The 23,060-nt window shown below is 71.3% G+C and carries 22 protein-coding genes; 3 read left to right on the top strand and 19 right to left on the bottom strand.

Going from position 1 to position 23,060, the window contains the following annotated elements; translation table 11 throughout:
- Nucleotides 1–18: 18 nt before the first annotated feature.
- The 11 genes from lepB (BMY61_RS35645) to proS form a co-directional block, all read right to left on the bottom strand.
- A complete protein-coding gene (lepB, locus tag BMY61_RS35645) occupies nt 19–750 on the bottom strand; it encodes a signal peptidase I (RefSeq protein ID WP_042453956.1) in 732 nt (243 codons plus the stop codon).
- Nucleotides 751–884: 134 nt separating this feature from the next.
- The gene (lepB, locus tag BMY61_RS35640; RefSeq protein ID WP_042453958.1) at nt 885–1,979 is read right to left on the bottom strand and encodes a signal peptidase I; all 1,095 of its coding nucleotides are present in this window, start codon (nt 1,977–1,979) and stop codon (nt 885–887) included.
- 72 nt (nt 1,980–2,051) lie between these two features.
- Nucleotides 2,052–2,990 (bottom strand): signal peptidase I, encoded by a 939-nt coding sequence (gene lepB, locus BMY61_RS35635; RefSeq protein WP_042454096.1) that lies wholly within the window; start codon nt 2,988–2,990, stop codon nt 2,052–2,054.
- The gene (lepB, locus tag BMY61_RS35630) at nt 2,974–3,711 is read right to left on the bottom strand and encodes a signal peptidase I (protein WP_042453959.1); all 738 of its coding nucleotides are present in this window, start codon (nt 3,709–3,711) and stop codon (nt 2,974–2,976) included. Before lepB (BMY61_RS35630) ends, lepB (BMY61_RS35635) begins: the two co-directional genes overlap by 17 nt.
- A gap of 39 nt (nt 3,712–3,750) precedes the next feature.
- The gene (rplS, locus tag BMY61_RS35625) at nt 3,751–4,101 is read right to left on the bottom strand and encodes a 50S ribosomal protein L19 (protein WP_042453961.1); all 351 of its coding nucleotides are present in this window, start codon (nt 4,099–4,101) and stop codon (nt 3,751–3,753) included.
- 155 nt (nt 4,102–4,256) lie between these two features.
- Nucleotides 4,257–5,078 carry a tRNA (guanosine(37)-N1)-methyltransferase TrmD gene (trmD, locus tag BMY61_RS35620; protein WP_042453963.1) on the bottom strand — a complete coding sequence of 274 codons (822 nt, stop codon included), beginning with the start codon at nt 5,076–5,078 and terminating at the stop codon, nt 4,257–4,259.
- Nucleotides 5,078–5,662: a ribosome maturation factor RimM gene (gene rimM / locus BMY61_RS35615; RefSeq protein WP_042453965.1), complete on the bottom strand. Its 585-nt coding sequence runs from the start codon at nt 5,660–5,662 to the stop codon at nt 5,078–5,080. The genes trmD and rimM overlap by 1 nt, the downstream gene beginning before the upstream one ends.
- Nucleotides 5,663–5,769: 107 nt before the next feature.
- On the bottom strand, nt 5,770–6,009 hold the full coding sequence (locus BMY61_RS35610) for an RNA-binding protein (RefSeq protein ID WP_042430524.1): 240 nt from the start codon (nt 6,007–6,009) through the stop codon (nt 5,770–5,772).
- A gap of 2 nt (nt 6,010–6,011) precedes the next feature.
- Complete coding sequence (gene rpsP / locus BMY61_RS35605; RefSeq protein ID WP_042453967.1) at nt 6,012–6,449, bottom strand: 30S ribosomal protein S16; 438 nt, start codon at nt 6,447–6,449, stop codon at nt 6,012–6,014.
- A gap of 226 nt (nt 6,450–6,675) precedes the next feature.
- Nucleotides 6,676–7,275, bottom strand: a complete 600-nt coding sequence (locus BMY61_RS35600; RefSeq protein ID WP_042453969.1) for a hypothetical protein — start codon at nt 7,273–7,275, stop codon at nt 6,676–6,678.
- 258 nt (nt 7,276–7,533) lie between these two features.
- Nucleotides 7,534–8,946 carry a proline--tRNA ligase gene (proS, locus tag BMY61_RS35595; protein WP_042453971.1) on the bottom strand — a complete coding sequence of 471 codons (1,413 nt, stop codon included), beginning with the start codon at nt 8,944–8,946 and terminating at the stop codon, nt 7,534–7,536.
- A gap of 163 nt (nt 8,947–9,109) precedes the next feature.
- Here proS and BMY61_RS35590 point away from each other — a divergent pair, with 163 nt between their 5' ends.
- Nucleotides 9,110–9,877, top strand: coding sequence for a class I SAM-dependent methyltransferase (locus BMY61_RS35590; RefSeq protein WP_042453973.1), 768 nt, complete (start codon nt 9,110–9,112; stop codon nt 9,875–9,877).
- A 150-nt stretch (nt 9,878–10,027) separates the two neighbouring features.
- On the opposite strand, the gene ftsH is transcribed toward BMY61_RS35590, so the two are convergent.
- From ftsH to ffh, 3 genes are all read right to left on the bottom strand, one after another.
- Nucleotides 10,028–11,935 (bottom strand): ATP-dependent zinc metalloprotease FtsH, encoded by a 1,908-nt coding sequence (gene ftsH / locus BMY61_RS35585; protein ID WP_042453975.1) that lies wholly within the window; start codon nt 11,933–11,935, stop codon nt 10,028–10,030.
- 20 nt (nt 11,936–11,955) lie between these two features.
- Entirely contained in the window at nt 11,956–12,492 is a 537-nt protein-coding gene (locus BMY61_RS35580) for a GNAT family N-acetyltransferase (protein ID WP_042453977.1), read from the bottom strand.
- 68 nt (nt 12,493–12,560) lie between these two features.
- Nucleotides 12,561–14,114, bottom strand: coding sequence for a signal recognition particle protein (ffh, locus tag BMY61_RS35575; protein ID WP_042453979.1), 1,554 nt, complete (start codon nt 14,112–14,114; stop codon nt 12,561–12,563).
- 207 nt (nt 14,115–14,321) lie between these two features.
- Between ffh and BMY61_RS35570 the strand changes: the two genes are divergently transcribed.
- The gene (locus BMY61_RS35570) at nt 14,322–14,843 is read left to right on the top strand and encodes an LbetaH domain-containing protein (RefSeq protein ID WP_052439103.1); all 522 of its coding nucleotides are present in this window, start codon (nt 14,322–14,324) and stop codon (nt 14,841–14,843) included.
- Here the strand turns inward: BMY61_RS35570 and BMY61_RS35565 are convergent.
- From BMY61_RS35565 to nsdA, 4 genes are all read right to left on the bottom strand, one after another.
- Nucleotides 14,777–17,209: a [protein-PII] uridylyltransferase gene (locus BMY61_RS35565; protein WP_042453981.1), complete on the bottom strand. Its 2,433-nt coding sequence runs from the start codon at nt 17,207–17,209 to the stop codon at nt 14,777–14,779. The genes BMY61_RS35570 and BMY61_RS35565 overlap by 67 nt on opposite strands.
- Nucleotides 17,210–17,305: 96 nt before the next feature.
- Entirely contained in the window at nt 17,306–17,644 is a 339-nt protein-coding gene (locus tag BMY61_RS35560; protein WP_042453983.1) for a P-II family nitrogen regulator, read from the bottom strand.
- 1 nt (nt 17,645) lies between these two features.
- Nucleotides 17,646–19,013, bottom strand: coding sequence for an ammonium transporter (locus tag BMY61_RS35555; RefSeq protein ID WP_042453985.1), 1,368 nt, complete (start codon nt 19,011–19,013; stop codon nt 17,646–17,648).
- 303 nt (nt 19,014–19,316) lie between these two features.
- Nucleotides 19,317–20,777 (bottom strand): transcriptional repressor NsdA, encoded by a 1,461-nt coding sequence (gene nsdA / locus BMY61_RS35550; protein WP_042453987.1) that lies wholly within the window; start codon nt 20,775–20,777, stop codon nt 19,317–19,319.
- Between the two features lie 411 nt (nt 20,778–21,188).
- Here nsdA and BMY61_RS35545 point away from each other — a divergent pair, with 411 nt between their 5' ends.
- A complete protein-coding gene (locus BMY61_RS35545) occupies nt 21,189–21,704 on the top strand; it encodes a bifunctional DNA primase/polymerase (RefSeq protein WP_042453989.1) in 516 nt (171 codons plus the stop codon).
- Nucleotides 21,705–21,795: 91 nt separating this feature from the next.
- Here the strand turns inward: BMY61_RS35545 and ftsY are convergent, their stop codons facing one another.
- Nucleotides 21,796–23,031: a signal recognition particle-docking protein FtsY gene (ftsY, locus tag BMY61_RS35540; RefSeq protein ID WP_042453991.1), complete on the bottom strand. Its 1,236-nt coding sequence runs from the start codon at nt 23,029–23,031 to the stop codon at nt 21,796–21,798.
- Between the last annotated feature and the right edge of the window lie 29 nt (nt 23,032–23,060).

Here is a 23,060-nt window from a genome sequence, read left to right as displayed (position 1 = left end):
CGTCCGGTCGGCCCCGGCTCACGCCTCGCGCGTGCGCCGACGAGTCACTATGCCAGCGACCGTACCCGCCCCCGCGGTGATCAACACCAGCGCCCCGCCGCCGACCGCGGCGTAGGCGGCCAGACCCAGCGGGCCGTGGTCCGTCGCCGCGTGGCCACCGGGCAGGGTGTCGAAGACGGCGGTGCGGTCGATGGTGTGCATCGAGCCGACCGGGAAGACCACGCCCTCGACCCGGCCGACCACGGCCGAGGCCGGGACGGTGCCGCCGAGCTGGTCGATGTGGACCCGGGAGTCCTCCGAGATCGAGCGGTTGTCTCCCATCAGCCAGAGCCGACCGGCCGGGACCGTGGCGGAGAACTGCTGGTCGGCGGGGCCGGCGCGACCGATGGTCGGGTTCTCGTCGAGGTAGGTCTCGTCCAGCGGCACGCCGTTGACCGTCACCCGGCCCTGGGTGTCGCAGCACTTCACCGTGTCGCCGCCGACGCCGATGACCCGCTTGACCATGGCGGTGTTGCCCCAGTCGGTGTCCTTGAAGACGACTACGTCGCCGCGGCCGACCTCGCTCCCGGAGACCTTCTCCGCGAGCACCGTCTGGCCGGCCATGACCGTCGGCTCCATGGAGCCGGTCGGCACCGCGTAGGGGCGGTACTGGAGGGCGAGCAGCACGAAGCCGCCGACCATCGCGACCAGTCCGATCCCGATGCCCAGCGCCTGGACCACCGCGCCCGCCGTGGGCTTCCGTCCCGCCATGAGTGCCGCTCCCCGCTCGATCCCGCTCTGCCGCGCCGCCGCGCCGACGCACACGGCGGAGGGCCGTGGCGCGTCCGAGCAGATTACTCGTCGGTACCACGGCCCTCGCAAGGGTTCACCACAAACCGGGGCGGCTACTTCTGGCGCAGCTTGCGGCGCCGGTTCAGCCAGGTGAGCGGGACGGCGGCGGCGAGGCCGACGAAGCCCGGGTGGCCGGCGCCGAAGGCGAGGGCCTGGTTGTTGATGCCGGGCTGGGAGAAGGTGTCCGGGATCGGCAGGGTCTTCCAGTGGGAGATCGGCCAGGCCACGACGATCGCACGGCCGACGACGTCCTTGTCCGGCACGGAGCCGCCGCCCGGCTCGTCCGCGTGGTAGCGGGAGTCGAGGGAGTCCTGGCGGTGGTCACCCATCACGTAGATCGAGTCGGCCGGGACCTTGAAGGTGGGGATGTTCTTGTCACCGCAGGCGGTGCTGCCGGGGTAGAGGTAGGGCTCGTTCAGCGGCTTGCCGTTGACGAAGACCGGGCCGGTGCCCTTGCAGCTGATGGTATCGCCGCCGACCGCGATGACGCGCTTGATCAGGTCCTTCTCGTTGACCGAGGGCATGAGGCCGATCCAGGACAGCACGTCCTGGAAGCCGCGGACGAAACCGTTGCTGCTCTGCTGCTGGCCGGGCTCGCCCGCGAGCCAGTCGCTCGGGTCGTGGAAGACGACGACCTCGCCGCGCGAGGGCTTGGCACCGAAGTTGGGCGTCAGCTTGTCGACCAGGACGCGGTCGCCGATCTGGAGGGTGTTCTCCATCGAGCCGGAGGGGATCGAGAAGGCCTGCACCAGGAAGGTCTTGATCAGCAGCGCCAGCGCGAGCGCCACGACGACGAGGATCGGCAACTCCTTCCAGAAGGAGCGCTGCTTCTTCGCCGCCTTCTTCGACGTCGCCGTCCGCGCCGCGCCGGAGGCACCGGACGCGCCGGCCCCGCCGTCGAGGTCGTCGTCGAGGTCGTCGTGGCCGCCGCCTCCGCCCGCACCGAGGCCGGTGGCTCCGCGGAGACCGTCCTCCTTCGAGAGGTCCGGGGTCGAACTCCCCGCCTGGTCGCCCATCTTCTCCGCAGCCTCGCTCTTCTCCTCGGCGGCTTCCCCGCGTGCCTTGTCGTCCACGGACCCTACGGTACGGCCGCTGGAGTCCTCGGGCTCGCCGACACCAGATCGGGCACCGATCACCAAGTCCCCCACACCGCCTCCTCAGCTGAACCGTGGACGGCACCCGTCCACGCCTGACCTATCACCGCACCCACCGGCGACACCTCACCCGCGGCGGCCACGACGCAGACGCCCCACCCCTGGCGCAGCCGCGACCACACCCATAACGATCGGGAGTTCCGCAGGAACCGGGTGGAGTGGCCCCGCGGAGGAAACTTGACGAACACTTTGCTGGCCGCCCGGCAGTGTCTGCCAGCGCGAGATCGGCCACACGATCGCCACGGCCCGTCCGACCACGTCCTTCTCCGGCACGAAACCGCCGCCGGGCTCGCTCATGTGGTACCGGGAGTCGGCCGAGATGTCGCGATGGTCACCCATCACCCACAACTCCCCCGCCGGCACCGTCACCTTGAACGGGATCCGCGAGGGCGCGTTGCCGGCGTAGAGGTAGGGCTCGTCGATCTCGTGGCCGTTGACGGTGATCTTCCCGTCCGCGCCGCAGCAGGCGACGGTGTCGCCGGGCAGACCGATGACGCGCTTGATCAGGTCGCGGTCCGAGGGCAGCAGTCCGAGGAAGGTGAAGGTGCTCTTGACCGCACCGAGCACCGGCCCCGAGGAGGGCACCGGGTCGTTCCTGAGCCAGTCGCTCGGGTCGTTGAAGACCACCACGTCGCCGCGCTGCGGGGTCCAGCCGAGCCAGGGCGAGAGCTTGTCCACGGCCACCCGGTCGCCGATGGCGATGGTGTTCTGCATCGAACCCGAGGGGATCGAGAAGACCTGGACCAGGAAGGTCTGCAGCAGCAGCGTGATGGCGAGGGCCACACCGATGACGAGCGGCACCTCGCGCACCAGCGAGCGCTGCCGGCGCCGCTTGGCGCGCTGGGCCGTGCGCCGCCGCTCCGCCCGGCCACGCCCGGCGCGGGACGCGTCGGCCGACACGGCCTGGCCCGACACGGCCTGGCCCGGCGCGGCCTGCTCCGGGGCGGCCGGCTCGGGCAGCGCGTTCTCCTCGGACGCGTGGCGCGGTCTACCCCTGGTGCCCACGGGACGCACCCCCTGCCGCGATCGCGCGGTCCAGCCCGGCGAAGACCGACGGGCGGCCCAGCGAACGCCAGTGGCCGACCGGCATGATCACCCACTCCGCGCGTCCGACGACCTTGCTCACCGGCACGAAGCCACCGCCCGGGTCGCCGAGGTGGGCGCGGGAGTCGGCGGAGACGGCCCGGTTGTCGCCGAGCACGAACAGCTCACCGGCCGGCACCTGCACCACGAACGGGAAGCTGGAGGGCGCGGCGCCCGGGTGGAGGTAGGAGCTCTCGTCGAGCTCGACCCCGTCGACGGTGATCCGGCCGCGGGCGTCGCAGCACTTGACGGTGTCGCCGCCGATCCCGATCACGCGCTTGACGAAGTCGTTCCCCGAGCCGTCCGTCGTGTCCTGCGTCACGGTGTCGATGAACGAGCCGCGGCCGTCGAAGACCACGACGTCACCGCGCTTCGGGGAGCCGCCGAAGTCGTAGGAGAGCTTGTTGACCAGCACCCGGTCGCCGACCGCGAGGGTGTTCTCCATCGAGCTCGACGGGATCGTGAACGGCTGCGCGACGAAACGGTTCAGCAGCACCAGGGCCAGGACACAGACGGCGACGAGCGCCGCCAGCTCCTTGACCCTCCTCGAAACGCCGAAGGACCGCGACGGCGCATCGGTCCCCTCGTCCTGGACGGGGGACGGAGCGCTGTCGCGGTCCTCGGGAAGCTGCTGCGTATCCATGGCGGGCAGCAGCCTAAGCCATCAAGCTTGGCGCGGAGCTCAGCTCTCGCGCTTCTCCTTGATCTTGGCGGCCTTGCCGCGCAGGTCGCGCAGGTAGTACAGCTTGGCGCGACGGACGGCGCCGCGGCTGACGACCTCGATCTTCTCGACGATCGGGGTGTGCACCGGGAAGGTGCGCTCGACGCCGACGTTGAAGGAGACCTTGCGGACCGTGAAGGTCTCGCGGACGCCCGCACCCTGGCGACGGATGACAACACCCTTGAACTGCTGGATACGGGAGCGGTTGCCCTCGATGACGCGAACGTGGACGTTCACGGTGTCACCGGCGCGGAACGTCGGGATGTCAGAACGGACCGACGCGGAGTCGATCTCGCTGATCAGGTTGGCCATGATCTCTCCATCACAGGCGCCACAGGCCGCCCGCGGAATAGTTCTCCAGATGAGGAGCTGTGTGTCAGCCGGTTCCCGTCGTCCCCCCTGAGGCAGAGGCGGCGGTCCTGGGTGCGGCGCGAAGGCCGCGGCGGCCGGAGACAGGCAGCAACGGCTTATTCTGCCACGGCCTCGGGCGACTGGAGAAATCGGCCGCTCGGCTCGTCCCACCAGACACCCAGCGCGGCCAGCGCCTTCAGGTCGTGCTTGTCCATCTCCTCGCGGCGCCAGCGGGCCACGAGGTCCGGGCGGTGGGCGAGGGTGCGGGCGAAGGCCTGCTCCCGGCGCCAGCGGGCGATCTTGCCGTGGTGGCCGCTGAGCAGCACCTCCGGCACCTCGCGGCCGCGCCAATCGGCGGGCTTGGTGTAGACGGGGCCCTCCAGCAGGTCCGCCATCCGCCCGGGCGCGAAGGAGTCGTCCTGGTGCGACTCGGCGTTGCCCAGCACGCCGGGCAGCAGTCGCGCCACGGCCTCGACGATGACCAGCACCGCGACCTCGCCGCCGGCCAGCACGTAGTCGCCGATGGAGACCTCGACGACCGGCATCCGGTCGGCGGCGTCCTCGATCACGCGGCGGTCGATGCCCTCGTAGCGGGCGGGCGCGAAGGCCAGCCACGGCTCGGCGGCCAGCTGCTGGGCCAGTTCCTGGGTGAACGGCCGTCCGCTGGGGGTCGGCACGACCAGCGTCGGCACCGCGCCCTCCCCCGGGCCGGAGGCGACGACGGTGTCGAGCGCCTCGGACCACGGCTCGGGCTTCATCACCATGCCGGGGCCACCGCCGTACGGGGTGTCGTCGACGGTGCGGTGGATGTCGTGGGTGAACTCGCGCAGCTCGTGCAGGCGCACGTCCAGCTGCCCACGGGCGCGGGCCTTGCCGACCAGGGAGAGGTCGAGCGGGGCGAGGTACTCGGGGAAGATCGTGACGACGTCGATGCGCATCAGGCGTCGGCCTCGCCGCTCTTCTCGTCCGCGGCTTCCGGCTCCTCGTCGCGGGAGGAGGCGACGACGGCCTGGGCGGCGTCGATCAGTCCCGGCGGCGGGGTGATGACGGCGCGCTGCGCCTCCAGGTCGATCTCCGGGACGATCTCGCTCACGAAGGGCACCAGCACCTCGGTGCCGTCCGGACGGACGACGGTCAGCAGGTCCTGGTACGGCAGGTGCAGCACCTCGGTCAGCTCGCCGACGAGGGTGCCGTCGCTCAGCACCACGTCCAGACCGACCAGCTGGTGGTCGTAGTACTCGTCCGGGTCCTCCGGGGTGTCCTCCGGGTCGATCTCGGCGATCAGCATGGTGCCGCGCAGCGCCTCGGCGCCGTTGCGGTCGTTGACTCCCTCGAAGCGCAGCAGCAGTCGTCCGCTGTGCACCTTGCCGGAGGCGACGGTGAGCGGACCGGCCGAGCTCGGGTCGGTCATCAGCACCGCGCCGGGGCCGAGCCGCAGCTCGGGCTCGTCGGTGCGCACCTCCACGGTGACGTCGCCCTTGATCCCGTGGGCGCGGCCGATCCGGCCGACGATCAGCTGCACTGTTCCGTGTCTCCTTCGGACATCATGAAAAGCAAGGCATGAAACGCAAGGACCGGCTGGGATCCAATGATCCCAGCCGGTCCGTAGAGGTGCCTCTCAGCAGCCCGTCAGCGAGCGCTGTCCACGTCGACGAGGTCGACGCGGACGCTGCGACCGCCGAGGGCGGTGACCACGGTGCGCAGCGCACGAGCCGTGCGCCCACCGCGGCCGATGACCTTGCCCAGGTCCTCGGGGTGCACCCGCACCTCCAGGACCCGGCCCCGGCGGAGCTCACGCGAGCGGACCTGGACCTCGTCCGGGTTCTCGACGATGCCCTTCACCAGGTGCTCGAGGGCTTCCTCCAGCATGCTCACGCCTCGGCGGAAGCGTCGGACTCGGCAGCGGCCTCGTCCTTCTTCTCCGTCTTCTTCGCCTTCGGGGTGATGGCGACACCGGTCGTCGAGTCCTCGAAGCCGGCGACGGCCTTGGCGAAGAGGTGCGAGAAGTCGGTGGTCTTCGGCTCGGCGACCTTCAGCGGCGCCGGGGCCTCCAGGCCCTTGAACTTCTGCCAGTCACCGGTGAGCTTCAGGATGGCGAGGACGGCCTCGGTCGGCTGGGCGCCGACGCTCAGCCAGTACTGCGCACGCTCGCCGTCGACCTGGATGATCGAGGGGTCGTAGGTCGGCTGGTAGATGCCGATCTCCTCGATCGCGCGGCCGTCACGCTTGGTGCGCGAGTCGGCGACGACGATGCGGTAGTGCGGGGAGCGAATCTTGCCGAGACGCTTCAGCTTGATCTTGACTGCCACGGGAGTGGTTCTCCTGGTTTTGACGTGGTTGAGCAGCCGCGCATTCCACGTGGGGTTGCGGCTGCTGGCTGCTCGACGGACACGTCAGCCGGAGGAGAGAGGGGTCCTGCTCGGCTGCCGAGTACTCAGCTGTCCATTCTGCCATATCGGCGCGGGACGGCCGACCACCGGGCAACCCGCCGGCAGCGGGCCGTGGACCGGCGGGACCACGGACCGCACACCGGGATCAGCGACGGGTGCGGGGCTCGGCGATCTGGAAGGTCTCTCCGCAGTTTCCGCAGACGATCGGCGCCTGGGACAGCACGGAGGGGACCACCCGGACGTTGCGGCCGCAACCGCAGACGGCCTTGACGCGGACGCCGCCCCCGGAGGAGCCGTGCCGGGTGGCCGGACCACGGAAGGTCCGCGACCGGTCCACCACACCGCTGGTCGCGGCGGCGTGGTCGCCGAGCGCCTGCTGGAGGCGCTCAATCGTTTCCGCATAGCGCTCGCGGGTCTCCGGTCGCATGGTGACCAGGGAGAATCCGGAGCTCGGATGCGGGTCGGCGTTGTGGTCCAGACCGAGCTCGTCGGCCAGGGCCAGGAAGCGACGGTTGTGGTAGCGCCCGGCCCGGGAGGTGTCCCGGATGCCGCGCGCGGCGGCGAGGCCGTGTGCGGCCTCGTGCAGCAGCCGCTCGAAACCCAGCTCGGTGCCGCAGGCCGAGGAGGACTCCCCGATCAGCGACTCCGGGGCTGCGAGGTTCGGCAGGTCGGAGTGGAAGCGCTGGATGTCGCCCCAGGCGACGGCCAGCTCAGCGGCAAGAACCAGAGGTTGTGTCGTGCTCACGCAACGCAAACGAGGAAGGTTCCCGGGATGTTCCGCAGATCCGGGAATTGTTGAAGGCTTTATTTTTCCGTGACCTGGGACACATCCCGGGGTCACCGGGGCCGCTCGCGGCGTCGGTTCGCCACCTTCCCATCTGAGAAGGGAAGTTGACCAAATGGACCGGGCCGGTCCGGCATCCCTCGAACGAGGGACCCGAACCGGCCCGTCTACGACGATCGACCGAGCGGCTTCTCAGCGCCCAGGACGAGGGTCAGTGGCTCAGTAGGCGCGCGCCACGATCGCGATGTTGCCGGGCTGGTCGTCCTCGGCCGGCACCGAGCCGTCCTCGGCGACGATGCAGCGGACCGAGACACCCTCGGCGGCCAGCTTGGCCTCGCCCTCGGGGCCCAGGTCGGCCCAGGAGATGCGACCCCAGCCGGTCGCCGCGGCCTCGCGGGCCTCCTCGATCGAGGCGACGTCCACCGTGCGGGCCAGGCGACGCTCACGGGACTGCTGCAGCAGCAGCGCCTGGTCCTCCTCGAGGATCGTCGGCACCAGCGTGGCCAGCGCGTCGGCGTTGACCGGCTCCTTGCCGCCGGCGATGCGGCGGACCAGCATCGCGGTGCCGTTCTCCAGGTCGCGCGGGCCGACCTCGATGCGCAGCGGAACGCCCTTGAGCTCCCAGTCGACCGCGCGGCGGCCGAACGGGGTGTCCGTCTTGTCGTCGACGACCACGCGGACGCCGGCGGCCTCCAGCTGGGCGCCGATCTCGCGCACCTTGGCCAGCACGGCGTCGTCGCCCTTGATCGCCAGCACGACGGCCTGGACGGCGGCGAGACGCGGCGGCACGCGCAGACCGCTGTCGTCGCCGTGCGACATGATCAGGCCGCCGACCATGCGGGTGGAGACACCCCAGGAGGTCTGCCAGACGTGCTCGCGCTCGCCCTCGCCCTTGAGGTAGGTGGTGTTGAACGCCTTGGCGAAGTTCTGGCCCAGCTCGTGGCTGGTGCCCATCTGCAGCGCCTTGCCGTCGCCCATCATGCCCTCGAGGGTGAGGGTGTTGATGGCGCCCGCGAAGCGCTCCTTGGCGGTCTTGCGGCCGAGGACCACGTCGATGCCCAGCACGTTGGTCATGAAGTCGCCGTACACGTCGGTGTGGATCATCGAGGCGTAGGCGTGCGCGTCCTCGTAGGTGGCGTGGGCCGTGTGGCCCTCCTGCCAGAGGAACTCGGTGGTGCGCAGGAACACGCGCGGACGCAGCTCCCAGCGGACCACGTTGGCCCACTGGTTGATCAGCAGCGGCAGGTCGCGGTGGCTCTGGACCCACTTCGAGAAGTACTCGTTGATGATCGTCTCGGAGGTCGGCCGGACGACGACGGGCTCCTCGAGCTCCTTGCCGCCACCGTGGGTGACCACGGCCAGCTCCGGGGCGAAGCCCTCGACGTGCTCGGCCTCACGGGTCAGGTACGACTGCGGGATGAACATGGGGAAGTAGGCGTTCTGGGCGCCGGCCTTCTTGATCCGCGCGTCCATCTCCTGCTGCATCCGCTCCCACAGGCCGTAGCCGTACGGTCGGATGACCATGGTGCCGCGCACCGGACCGTTGTCGGCCAGCTCGGCCTTGTTGATCAGATCCTGGTACCAGCGCGGGAAGTCCTCCGCCTGGGGGGTGAGAATGGGAGCCTTTGCCATGGGGCGAATGGTACGGCGCGGAAAGGCTCCGGCTCCAATCAGATCCGTCCCGCGATACCGCCCAAGGGGGACCGTCCGGCCTATGGACGCCGGGCGGATCGCGCGCTTGATTGGAGGCAGACCCCCGCAGACCCCCCGGCCGCCCGTGGTGAGGAGCCGTCACATGGTTTCGACGCAGCCGACCCGGACGCGCGCGCGACAACGGGCCCGTGACTGGGCGGAGATCCAGGAGCGGATGCTCGTACCGCTCTACGAGGCGGTCTACGACCGGCTCGACGTCGGCCCGGCCACCTCCGTCCTGGGTCTCGGCTGCCGCTCGGGGCTGGCTCTGCTGCTGGCCGCGGCGCGCGGCGCGGAGGTCGCCGGGCTGGAACCGGAGGCGGAACTGCGGGAGCTGGCCCAGGACCGCGCGCTGCGCGTGCTGTCCGACGTCTACCGCGAGCTCTCCCCCGGACTGGCCGCGACCCACTCCGTGGTCACCGCCTTCGAACACCTCTCCTGCGCGGCGGACCCGCAGGCCCTGGTCCGCGACGCCGCCGCGCTCACGCTCCGCGGCGGCCACGTCGCCCTCGCGGTCTGGGGCCCCGAGGAGCGCTGCGAGACCGCCGGCGTCCTGGACGTCGCCCGCCGCCACGGCGGCTACGACGCGTTCGCGCTGGCCGCGCCGGGCGCGGTCGAGTCCCTGGTCACCGCAGCCGGCCTGCGGCCCGCGGGCGGCGGGCGGGTGTACTGCCCGTACGCCTACCCGGACCTGGAGAGCGCCCTGCGCGGACTGCTCTCGACGGGCGTCTTCGACTCGGCGACGGAGTCGGCGGGCGAACGGCAGGTGGAGAAGGAACTGCGCGAAGCGCTGTTCCCGTTCGCACGGGGGGACGGGTCGGTCCGGATGGAGAACGTCTTCCGGTACGTGATCGCGGAACGTATTCACTGAGGGACGCTGCACCATCCAGGGGCGCGGGGAACCGCGCGACAAGCCACCGATGGGCGGATGGTCCTCGACGCGCAGGGCCATCCGCACAGGGTGGTTGCTCGCGCCCACGCGGCGGAGCCGCATGTCGGTAGAGCCTCGCGCCCCTGGCGGCTACGCCGACAGGCCTGCGACCCGATAGGCCTCGTCCTCGTCGAGGGTCTCGTGTTCCATCAGGGCGCTCGCCAGCGCGTCCAGTTGCTCGCGGTGGGCCACCAGCTTGCGGCAGGCCTCGTCGTAGCACTCCGCCACGATGCGGCGGGTCTCCTCGTCGACGGCGTCGAGCGTGCTGGGCGCCGCCGCGAGGCCGTACGCGCCCTGGGCGTCGTTCGGGATCGCGGTGAGGCGGCCGACGCGCTCGCTCATGCCCCAGCGGCCGGCCATGCCGCGCGCGATGTTGGTGACCTGCTCCAGATCGCTCTCCGCGCCCGTGGTGATCACGCCGTAGACCACCTGCTCCGCGGCCATCCCGCCGAGCGCCCCGATGATGCGGCCGCGCAGGTACTCCTCCGTGTAGGAGTACCGGTCCGCCTCGGGCGTGGAGAGGGTGACGCCCAGCGCCCGCCCGCGCGGCACGATGGTGATCTTCCGGACCGGGTCCGCGCCCGGCTGCAACATGCCGAGCAGGGCGTGGCCGGACTCGTGGTACGCCGTGCGCAGCCGGTCCGCGTCGGGCATGACCAGCGCGCGGACGGCGCCGAGCTGCACCTTCTCCAACGCCTCGGAGAAGTCTCGCGCCGAGAGGGCGTCGTCCTTGCGCTTGACCGCGAGCAGCGCCGCCTCGTTGGCGAGGTTGGCGAGCTCCGCGCCGGTCATGCCGGGGGTGGTCTTGGCGACCTGCTCCAGGTCGACGTCCGCACCGAGCGGCTTGTCACGGGTGTGGATCTTCAGGATCGCCTCGCGACCGGTGCGGTCCGGGGGGCTGACCATGACCGTGCGGTCGAAGCGGCCGGGCCGCAGCAGTGCCGGATCCAGGACGTCGGAGCGGTTGGTGGCGGCGAGGACGACGACGCCCTCGGCCCCGGAGAAGCCGTCCATCTCGGTGAGGATCTGGTTGAGCGTCTGCTCGCGCTCGTCGTGACCGCCCATCGAGTTGCCACCACCCCGGGACCGGCCGATGGTGTCGATCTCGTCGATGAAGATGATCGCGGGCGCGACCTTGCGCGCCTCCGCGAACAGTTCGCGCACGCGCGACGCGCCGACCCCGACGATCATCTCGATGAACTCGGAGGCGGAGGCGGAGAAGAACGGGACGTTCGCCTCCCCCGCGACGGCGCGGGCAAGCAGCGTCTTGCCGGTGCCTGGAGGGCCCGCCAGCAGCACGCCGCGCGGCATCTTCGCGCCGAGCTTGCGGTAGTCCTCGGGACGGCGCAGGAAGTCGACCACCTCGGCGAGCTCGTCCTTGACCTCGTCGATGCCGGCCACGTCGTCGAAGGTGGTGCGCTTGGCCCCGGGCGCGAGCTCCACCGGCTTCGGCGGGGCCTTGCGGGCCAGCCCGCCCATGCCGCCGCCGGCGCTCATCCGGCGCGCGATGAAGATCCAGAGCACGATCAGCAGCAGCATCGGCGCGAGCGAGATCAGCAGGTTGGCGAGGAAGCCGCGCTCCTTCACCACCGGCTCGGCGTCGACCTTGACGTTCTGGGTCGTCAGTTCGGACCACAGGTTGTCGTTGGCGAAGGTGGGACGGGTGGTGGTGAAGTTCTCGTAGGTCTGCTTGCTGTTGCCCGGGTTCGGTTGGGCGCTCTTGAGCTTGCCCTCGATCGAGTCGCCCTTGGCGTAGATCTCGGAGACCTGACCGGCGCTCAACTGCTTGGTGAACTCCGTGTACGGGATGTTGGTCTTGCGCCCGCCGCCGAACGCGCTGAGCAGCAGGTCCACCAGGAGGAAGACCACCAGCGCGGTGAGGATCATGCTGAACCAGTTGCCCCGCGAGGTCTTCCGCGGCGGCGGGGGCGTGGACGGGGCGCCCTCCGACCGCCAGAGCTTGTCGGGGTCCTCACGAGGCGGCACAGGGCTGGTCACCCTTGCGACAATACGGACAATCAGGACAGCTTGCCAGCGCCCGCGCCGGGCCACTCCTCCATGGTCAGCGCGTACCGCTCGTGGTCCCGCCAGGCGTTCTGCAGGAAGAGCATGCGCGGGGTGTACCCCTCCAGTCGGAACCCGAGGCGCTTGGCCATCGCGATGGAGGGGCCGTTCTCCGGCTGCACGTTGATCTCCAGACGGTGCAGGCCCAGACCGCCCTCGGCCTGCGGCCGGAAGCAGGCGTCGACGACCAGGCGCATGCCCTCGGACATCCGTCCGGTCCCGTTGTACGGCAGGTAGGAGTTGTAGCCGAGCGAGGCGTTCTGGAACCGACCGCGCACGATGTTCGCCACGTTGCAGGTTCCGACGAGCCCGCCGTCCTCGGTGTCGAACACCAGGTAGGTGCGCAGGGCCTCCCCCTGACGCCGCACCATGTCCGGCAGCGCGTCCGGCTCGACGGGATTCCACCGCCCGATGTGCTCCGCCGAACGGGTGACGGCCTCGTAGTACGCGGCAGCATCGGAGAGTTGAGGGAACCTGATCTCTACACGCATGGGGTGAGACTACTCAGGGGCACGTCCCCGTGCCCCTGAGAATCGCCTTGCCGGCCCTACATCAGGCCCTACAGCAGGTCCTTGAACTCCTTGGGGAGCTCGAAGTCCGACGGTCCCTGCCCGGCACCCAGGCCGAACGCGCCGCCCGGCTGGACCGCGCCGTCGGTCTTCTTCTGGGCCGCCTGCTGGGCGTCCTGCTGGCGCTTGAGCGGGTTGCCGCTCTGGCGACGGCCCTTGGCCGCCTTCTGCTGCTTGGGCTTGCGCGACGCGCCGCCGCCCATGCCCGGCATGCCCGGCATCCCGGGGATGCCCTTGCCGCCGGCCATCGCCGACATCATCTTGCGCGCCTCGAAGAAGCGCTCGACCAGGCTGGAGACCTCGGAGACGTGGACGCCGGAACCCTTGGCGATACGGGCCCGACGCGAACCGTTGATCAGCTTCGGGTCGTCGCGCTCGGCCTGCGTCATCGACTTGATGATCGCGCCCACCCGGGCGACGTCCTTGTCGTCGATGTTGTTGATCTGGTCGCGCATCTGCGCCATGCCCGGGAGCATGCCCAGGAGCTTGGTGATCGAGCCCATCTTGGAGACCTGCTCCAGCTGGGCCAGGAAGTCGCCGAGGCCGAACTCCTTACCGCCCTTGCTGGCGAGCTTGGCGTGGACCTTGGCGGCCTCCTCCTGGGAGAAGGTCTTCTCGGCCTGCTCGATCAGGGAGAGGACGTCACCCATGCCCAGGATGCGCGAGGCCATCCGGTCCGGGTGGAACGCGTCGAAGTCCTCGAGCTTCTCGCCGTTGGAGGCGAACATGATCTGGCGGCCGGTGACGTGCGCCACCGACAGGGCCGCACCACCACGCGCGTCACCGTCGAGCTTGGAGAGCACGACACCGGTGAAGTCGACGCCCTCGAGGAACGCCTGCGCGGTCGTGACCGCGTCCTGGCCGATCATCGCGTCGACGACGAAGAGGACCTCGTCCGGGTTGATCGCGGCGCGGATGTCCGCGGCCTGCTGCATCATCTCGGCGTCGATGCCGAGGCGACCGGCGGTGTCGACGATGACGACGTCGTACTGCTTGTTCTTGGCGTAGTCGATCGAGTCGCGCGCGACCTTGACCGGGTCGCCGACGCCGTTGCCCGGCTCGGGGGCGTAGATCGCGACACCGGCGCGCTCGGCCATGACGCCGAGCTGGGTGACCGCGTTCGGGCGCTGGAGGTCACAGGCGACCAGCAGCGGGGTGTGCTTCTGGTCCTTGAGCCACTTGGCCAGCTTTCCGGCCAGGGTGGTCTTACCGGCACCCTGGAGACCGGCCAGCATGATGACCGTCGGGCCGGTCTTGGCGTAGCGCAGGCGGCGGGTCTCGCCACCGAGGATGCTGATGAGCTCCTCGTTGACGATCTTGATGACCTGCTGGGCGGGGTTCAGCGCGGCGCTGACCTCGGCGCCGGCCGCGCGCTCCTTGATCCGGGAGATGAAGGCACGCACCGCCGGGAGGGCGACGTCCGCCTCCAGCAGGGCGATGCGGATCTCACGGGCGGTGGCGTCGATGTCCGCCTCGGAGAGGCGGCCCTTGCCCCGGAGGTTCTTGAACGTCGCTGCGAGGCGGTCGGAAAGGGTGTCGAACACGTCGGTCGCGGGTCCTCGTTGCTCGGGGGCGGAAACTGATTCGCCTTCCAGGGTATCTGCCCGCCCGACGGTCCTGGGAATGCACCCGTAAGAGGGGCCGACGGCAGGGGGCCGGCGTCGCGTCGCCCGGACGCGCGCAGCCACTCGTACGGGGGACCGTGCGCGAGTCCTCCCCCGGGCGCGGCGGGACGTCACCAGCATGGGTGTATGTCGCTGGTCGCCAAGCTGATCTACGCCCGCCGTCACCCGCTGCTGAAACGCGTCGTGCAGGAGGTCCTCGCGCTCTACGGCGTCGAGGTGCCCGCCGCCGCCGAGATCGGTCCCGGGCTCGTCGTCTTCCACCGGGGCTTCGGGCTGGTCCTCCACCCCTACACGACCCTGGGCGCCGACGTCGTCCTCTACAACAACGTCACCATCGGCCGCGCCGACCCCTGGGTGCCGCAGGAGCTCAGCCGGATGGAGCGGGTCGTGGTCGAGGACGGCGCCGTGCTGTGCTCGGGTGTACGCGTGGTCTGCAAGCAAGGAGTGCTCACCGTCGGCGCGGGCACCATCGTCGGCGCCAACGCCGTGCTGACGCGGTCCACCGGTCCGAACGAGATCTGGGCGGGGGTGCCGGCCCGCCGCGTCGGGTTCCGGCAGCCCCTGGACGAGATCGAGCGGGCTCAGGCCAGCAGTGCCCGCTCCACCGAGCGCGCCAGCTCCGTCGCCGCCGCGTCCGACAGCGGCTGACCGGCCGCGTCGGTGAGGTAGAACGCATCGACCGCGTCCGCACCCAGCGTGGAGATGCGGGCGCGGTGGACGCGCACGCCGGTGCCCTCCAGGGCGCGGCCGATCCGGTGCAGCAGGCCGGGCGCGTCGTGGGCGCGGACCTCCAGCACCGTCGCCGAGGCACTGCTCCCCCGGGCCACCGTCACCCGCGGCGGCGGGGCGACCACGCCGCGCCGCCTGGGCGCGGACGCGTCGCGCTCGGCGAGGCGACGGGCGACGTCCAGGCCGCCGTCCAACGCCCGGCGGATGTCGGCGCGCAGCCGGGCCGCCTCCGGGACGTCGCCGAACTCGGCGGCGACCTTCCAGGTCAGCACGAGCACCGGCCCGGCGCCGATCGGGTCCAGCTCGCGGATCGCGGCGGTGCGCACGGTCAGCCGGTGCAGCGCCAGGACGCCCGCGACGGTCGGCAGCACGTCCGGGCGGTCCGGCAGCGCGAGGGTGAGCTCGACGCCCATCGGCTCGCTGCCGGAGCCCTCGCCCCCCTCCGCCTCCGCCCGGACGGACAGCACCGGGCCGACGGTGCGGGCCGCCTCCACGGCCAGCCGCTCCTCCTCCGCCGTCGCGTCGACGGCGCTGTCGGACGGCCCCGCGTCGCCCGCGAGCGCGGCGGCCGCGCGCTGGACCAGCTCGCCGACGAGCGTGGCCCGCCAGTTGCTCCACGCCGCCGGGCCGGTGGCCAGCGCGTCGGCCTCGGTCAGCGCGTGCAGCAGCTCCAGCGTGCCGACGGTGCCGACCGCATCGGTGACGACGGCGACCGTGGCCGGGTCGTCCGGATCACGGCGCATGGCGGTCTCCACCAGCAGCAGGTGGTGGCGGACCAGCAGCGCGAGGGTCTCCACGTCCTGCTTGGGGAAGCCGATGCGGGTGGCCACGTCGCGGGTGATCACCTCGCCCGCCTCGGAGTGGTCACCCGGCCAGCCCTTGCCGATGTCGTGCAGGAAGGCGGCGACCAGCAACAGGTCGGGGCGGGCCACCCGGCGGGTCATCGCCGCCGCGCGCACGGCCGTCTCGACCAGGTGGCGGTCCACCGTCCAGCGGTGGACGGCGTTGCGCTGCGGGCGGCAGCGCACCCGCTCCCAGTCCGGCAGCAGCCGGGCCACCAGGCCCTCGGCCTCCAGCGCCTCCCAGACCGGGATCGCACTCTCCCCGGCGCCCAGCAACGTGATCAGCTGCTCGCGGGCCTCGTCCGGCCACGGCACCGGCAACGGCTTGGACTCCACGGCCAGCCGGCGCACCGTGCTGAGCGCCAGCGGCAGACCCGCCTGGGCTGCTGCGGCGGCGGCGCGCAGCGGCAGCACCACGTCGTGGTCGGGCCGCGCGGGCGCGGCCAGCACGGCCTCGCCCTCCATCTCCACCACGCCCTCGGCCAGCGGCCGCCGCGGCACCGGACCGCGGGCGGCGGCCGCGGCGCCGCCGAAGCCGAACATCCGGCGGGTGCCGCGCCCGCCGCGGGCGCGCAGCACCCGCTCGACCTCGCGCCAGGTCACGTCGGCGGCGTAGGCGATGACCCGGGCGGACTCGTAGACCTGCCGCAGCAGGATGTCCGCGTCCAGCAGGCCCAGATCGGCGGCGACGGCGTCCTGCTCCTGCAGGCTGAGCCGGTCCGTGGCGCGGCCGGTGACCAGGTGCAGCGCGTCACGGACGTCGCGCAGCCGGGTGGCCGCCTCGGCCAGGCCCGCACGTGGGGCGTCGGCGACCCAGGAGGCGGCCACCGCGTCGAGCGCGGTGACGTCGCGCAGACCGCCGCGGGCCTCCTTCAGGTCCGGCTCCAGCAGGAACGCGAGCTCGCCCTGCCGCTCCGCGCGCTCCCGGCACAGTTCGCGCAGCTCCGGCAGCCGCTTGGGCGCGGTCGCACGCCAGTCGGCCAGGACCGCGGAGCGCAGCGAGGCGGTCAGCTCCTGGTCGCCCGCGATGTGGCGGGCGTCGAGCAGGCCCAGCTGGGCCTTGAGGTCCTCGGCGGCCACCTTGCGGGCCTGGCCGAGGTCGCGCACGGAGTGGTCCAGGGCCACGCCCTGGTCCCAGACCGGGTACCAGACCCGCTCGGCCAGGGCGGGGACGGCGGCTGCCCGGGCGCCGCCGTCGTGCAGCAGCAGCACGTCCAGATCGCTGCGTGGGGAGAGCTCGCCGCGCCCGTAGCCACCGACCGCGACCAGCGCGACGCCCTGCGCGGGCGCGCCCTGCAGGGCGTCGGCCAGCAGGCCGCTCAGCCAACGGTCCGACAAGTGCGACAGTGCCTGGCGCCGCGCGGCGCCGGTGCGGCCGTCCTCGCGCAGCAACGCGAGCCGTGCCGCCGCGTAGCCGGATTCAGCCGCCTGCTGGTCCGTCACGTTCTTCCCCGTTCCTCGGGACTGCCGCCTGCGGATACGGCGGAGCGGACCCGCGACCCTCCTCGGTCGCGAGCCCGCTTCACCATCAGTTCTTCGTTACAGCGCGTCCGGGCCGCGCTCCCCGGTGCGGACCCGCACCGCGGACTCGACCGGGACGCTCCAGACCTTGCCGTCACCAATCTTGCCGGTCCGGGCCGCCTTGACGATGACGTCGATGACGTTGTCGGCGTCGTCGTCCTCGGCCAGCACCTCTATGCGGACCTTCGGCACCAGGTCGACGGTGTACTCCGCGCCCCGGTAGACCTCGGTGTGGCCGCGCTGGCGGCCGTAGCCGCTGGCCTCGGTGACCGTCAGGCCGTGGACGCCGAAGGCCTGCAGGGCCTCCTTCACGTCGTCCAGGCGGTGGGGCTTGATCACGGCGGTGATGAGCTTCATCTCAGGCATCGACCTTCGTCTCGGCGGGCTCGGCGGGCTCAGCGGGCTCGGCCGGCTCGACGACCGCCTTGGCGGGCGAGGCGGCGACCGAGGGGGCGAAGGCCTTGGAGAGGGCCGCACCCACCGCGCTGAAGTCGTAGGCCGACTCGGCGTGCTCCGCCTGGTCGATACCGGCGACCTCGACCTCCTCGGAGACCCGGAAGCCGATGGTCTTCTGGATGACCGTGCCGATGATCCAGGCGAGGACGAAGGAGTAGACGCCGACCGCGCCGACACCGATCGCCTGCTTGCCCAGCTGCGAGAAGCCGCCGCCGTAGAAGAGGCCCTTGGCCGTCGAGCCGCCGCCACCGGTGGCCAGCAGGCCGATCAGCAGCGCGCCGACCGCACCGCCGACCGCGTGGACGCCGACCACGTCGAGCGAGTCGTCGAAGCCGAACTTGTACTTGAGGCTGATCGCCCAGGCGCAGAGGGCGCCGCAGATCAGGCCGAGGGCGATGGCGCCGAGGGGGCTGATGTACGCACAGGCGGGGGTGATGCCGACCAGGCCGGCGACCGCGCCGGAGGCGGCGCCCAGCGTGGTGAACGCGCCGTGCTTGATCCGCTCGAAGATCAGCCAGCCGAGCATGGCGGCGGCGGTGGCGACCTGGGTGTTGGTGAAGGCGAGACCGGCCAGACCGTTGGCGGAGAGCGCCGAGCCGGCGTTGAAGCCGAACCAGCCGAACCACAGCAGGCCGGAGCCCAGCATCACCAGCGGCAGGCTGTGCGGACGCATCGGGTCCTTCTTGAACCCGACCCGCTTGCCGAGCACGAAGGCCAGGGCCAGACCGGCGATACCGGCGTTCAGGTGCACCGCGGTGCCACCGGCGAAGTCCAGCGCGCCGATGTGGTCGACCAGCCAGCCGCCCTTGCCGTTGTCGGTGTAGAAGACCCAGTGCGCGACCGGGAAGTAGACGACGCTGACCCAGAAGGTCAGGAAGAGCGCCCAGGCGGTGAACTTGGCCCGGTCCGCGATCGCGCCGGAGATCAGCGCCGGGGTGATCACCGCGAACATCAGCTGGAACATCGAGAATGCAAAGGTCGGAATCGTCCCGGACAGCTGGTTCATTCCGATGTGGCGCATGCCGATCATCGAGAAGTCACCGATCAGACCGTGGAAGGAATCCGGACCGAAGGCGATCGAAAAGCCGAAGAGCACCCACAACACTGTGACGATGCCGAGCGCGATGAAGCTCATGGCCAGCATGTTCAGGGCACTCTTGACCCGGACCATGCCGCCGTAGAAGAAAGCGAGACCGGGGGTCATCAGCATGACCAGGGCCGCGCTTATGAGTACGAATGCGGTGTCTCCGCCGCTGAAGCCGCTGGGCATCGGCGTCTCCTCGAAATGTCGGGCCGATCCGATCCCGGGTATCCCGTCCCGTGCCCCCGGGGTCGTTCGGCTGATGCTGAGGAGATTGACGCAGGCCGGTTTCCGCCGATGACCTGCTGTTGTTTCGCGTGGGTGACGAAGCTGACGCCGGTGTTACGCGACGGTGAACGAAGCCTCACCGAAAACCGGCCGCGAGAACCGTCCGAATGACCTGGCGTGGGGGAGCCGAGTCGGGTGAAGGGGGACGGCGCTCGCGGCCGGAGACCACGGTGTTTCGGTGAGGAACGTGCTGCTCGGGAGCGGTCAGGCGGTGTGCCGGTTGGCCAGGGTCTCGGGGATGGTCTGGTCGATCTGCTCACGCAGCCGGCGCACGCTCGGAACGTCCTTGAACTCGCGCTCGGCCGCCTCGGTCGTCTTGCGCAGGCGCGTATTGACACGCTCGGAGCGGATCCGGGCAGCGATCTCCATGGCCTGCTCGGCGGTGGCCGCCGCCTGCTCCGGCTCACGGTTGAGCACGTGGACGCTGGCCATGCCGATCAGGTTGAGGGCGTAGGAGCGCTTGTGGCTCGGATCCTCCGAGAAGAGCCGCACGGCCTCGCCGATCTCGGGCTCCGCCTGCAGCGCGTACACCTGGCTGCGGCCGGTGTGGTAGCAGAGGTCGCGGTAGGAGTGGCCGTTCTCGGCGTGCAGCTCGGCCTCGGAGAAGAAGCCCAGCCAGTCCGGCTTCGGGTCCTCCTTGCCCGCCTCGTCGAAGCAGTCCTCGGCGTGCCGGGCGGCTCGGTAGCACTTGCCCGCCTCGCCGAGATTGGCGTACGCGCGGGCCTCCATGGCGTGCATGAGTGCCAGTTGGCGTGAACTCGCCGTGTCGCGCGAGCCGTACTGGGCCAGGTGGATCAGCTCGAGCGCGTCGCCGGGACGGTTCAGGTGGATCATCTGGCGGCACATGTCCGTCAGGATCAACGCGCCGAAGGGCCGGTCCCCCGCCTCCTTGGCGGCGTGCAGCGCGAGGACGTAGTACTTCTGCGCGCTCGGGTGCATCCCGACGTCGTAGGACATCCAGCCGGCCAGGTGGGCGAGTTGGGCCGTGGTCTGGAAGAGGCGCTGGGTGGTCTGCGGGCTGTAGCTCTCCTGCAGCAGGTCGCAGACCTCGTGCAGCTGGCCGACGACCGCCTTGCGGCGCAGCCCGCCGCCGTTCTGCGCATCCCACTGACGGAACATCATGACCGTGGACTCGAGCAGGTCCAGCTCGGGGCCGGAGAGCCGGCCGGTGACCGGCTCGCCCTCGCGGGCGGCGGCCAGCACGGGGGTGGGCCGGCCGTGCGCATTGGGCGTCAGCCAGCGCTGCATCGGCTCGATCAGGGCGGAACCGGCCGTCAGCGCGAGGGAGGTGCCGAGGAAGCCGCGGCGGTTGAGCATCAGGTCGCTGCGCGAGTACTCGGAGATCAGCTGGACCGTCTGGTCGCCGCCCCAGGGCAGGTCGATGCCGGAGCCCGGGGTCAGCGGTGCGATGGCCTTGAGCCCGAGATCCTCGACCGGGACCGGCGAGCCGAAGCGGTCCGAGAACAGCTCGGAGAGGATCTTCGGGATCGGCTCACGCGGCTGCTCGCCGTCGAGCCAGCGCCGCACCCGCGAGGTGTCGGTGCTGATGTGCGCGGCGCCCATCTGGCGGGCGCGGCGGTTGACCTGACGGGCCAACTCGCCCTTGGACCAGCCACTCCTGACGAACCACGCCGTCAGCTTGTCGTTGGGTTGCTTGTCGCCCACCGGAACGCCCCCATCCCGGGCTCGCGGCCGTCAGTTTGCTGTGCTGCCAATTGGCATGGAAGCGGGCTGAGTTGAGCGATGACCGAACAGGCTGTCGGTCGTGCCACTGGCATACCCGCTGATGTGCTCATGTCTCGCCGGGTCTGCCGACCCTGCATCAGGAACGTAGCGCGATTTGCGCCGACCGGGGGAGCTTGCGCGAAGAAACGCCACCTTTCGCCACCCCATCGAGTGAACTTCCCGCGACTCACTCGCGCTTCACTGGTGAGCAGGCCGTTCACTGCCGTAGCTCCTGAATAGCACACCGCACGAACTGCGGCGCCCGGTGCCCGAATTGTTCAGGCGCGAAGGCCGCAGGCATGCGCCCCGTAACCAAGGTCTCCCCCGATCGGTTGGAGGTGAGTGGACTTGATGAGCACCGACTCCCTGTTCGGCGACAGCTGGCTCCGGGTCCAGCGGCGCCGGGCCAAGCTGACCCGATCCGAGGCCGCCGCGGAGTACCGCTCACGCTGGGGCTGGGCCTCGGAGTTGGAGGGTTCCGCCCTCCAGCTGCTCACCGGCCAGGGCTTCGACGCGCTCGACGTGGCAGAGCCGGCCGGCTGCGCGGCGCTGGTCCGCCTGGAGCGGATGGGCATCCGCCCCGGCCCCGTGCTGGCCGCCCACGGCCGCGCGTACTTCTTCGTCGCGCCGCAGACGGCGTCCCGCCTGCCGGAGCTGCTGTACCGCACCGGCTGGGACGACGCCGAGCTCGACCTCCTCCCCCACGGCCCCGGCTCCTCGGTCCCGGCCCCGCCCACCCCGGGCGCGCGCTGGCTCCGCCCGCCGACGTCCGACAACGCCCTCCGCCTCCCGGACCCGAAGCTGCTGCTCGGCACGCTCGCCTACGCCAGCCACCAGCGCGCCCCGGAGCTCGTCGGCCGACGCTGAGGCGCTGGGGCCGGGGCGGGCGGCAAGGCAAAGACGAAGCCGCCGCCCGCTCGGTGAGCGGGCGGCGGCTTGGGTGCGTGGGGAGCGGGTCTCAGCCCAGGAGGGCGTCGACGAAGGCGCCGGGCTCGAACGGGGCGAGGTCGTCCGCGCCCTCGCCGAGGCCGATGAGCTTGACGGGGACGCCCAGCTGACGCTGGACGGAGATGACGATGCCGCCCTTGGCGGTGCCGTCGAGCTTGGTCAGCACGATGCCGGTGATGTCGACGACCTCGGCGAAGACCTTCGCCTGGACCAGGCCGTTCTGGCCGGTGGTGGCGTCGAGGACGAGCAGCACCTCGTCGACCGGGCCGTGCTTCTCGACGACGCGCTTGACCTTGCCGAGCTCGTCCATCAGACCGGTCTTGGTGTGCAGACGGCCGGCGGTGTCGACGAGCACGGTGTCCGCACCCTCGGCGATGCCCTCCTTGACCGCGTCGAAGGCCACCGACGCCGGGTCGCCGGCCTCCGGGCCGCGCACGGTGCGGGCGCCGACGCGCTCGCCCCACGTCTGCAGCTGGTCGGCGGCGGCGGCACGGAAGGTGTCGGCCGCGCCGAGGACGACCGTGTGGCCGTCGGCGACGAGCACGCGCGCGAGCTTGCCGCTGGTGGTGGTCTTGCCGACGCCGTTGACGCCGACGACCAGCAGGACGGCCGGGCGGGCCGGGGTCTCCTCGTCGTGGCGCGAGACGTGCAGGGTGCGGTCCAGCTCGGGGTCGATCAGCGCGACGAGCTCCTCGCGCAGCAGGCCGCGCAGCTCCTCCGGGCTGCGGGTGCCGAGCACCTTGACGCGGGTGCGCAGGCGCTCGACCAGCTCCTGGGTGGGCGTGACACCGACGTCCGCGGTGAGCAGCAGCTCCTCGATCTCCTCCCAGGTGTCCTCGTCGAGGCGGTCCCGGGAGAGCAGCGACAGCAGGCCCTTGCCGAGGGTGTTCTGCGAGCGCGCGAGGCGCGAGCGGAGCCGGACCAGACGGCCGGCCGTCGGCTCGGGCACCTCCAGCTCGGGCTCGGCCGGTGCGGCCTCGGCCGTCTCGGCCTCCGCCGTCTCGGCCTGCGCCTCGGCCTGGGCGGGGAGGATGACCTCCTCGACGGTGCGCCGCTCCTCGGGCGCACTGACCGCGGCATCCTCGCCGACCTGCGGCTCGGCCTTCGGTTCGGCGGCGGGCTTGGTGATCTGCGGCTGCGCCTCGGGAGCTGGCAGCTGCTTGCGCCGTCGACCGGTGACGACGAGACCGGTGGCCGCCACGACGGCGACCACAGCGATGACTACAGCAAGAATGACGGTTTCCATGACCCTCCCAGTATCGGGTACGCGGGAAG

Origin of the sequence: Streptacidiphilus jiangxiensis, assembly GCF_900109465.1 — a bacterium.
Lineage (GTDB): Bacteria > Actinomycetota > Actinomycetes > Streptomycetales > Streptomycetaceae > Streptacidiphilus > Streptacidiphilus jiangxiensis.
This window is presented reverse-complemented; position numbering and strand designations above follow the sequence as displayed.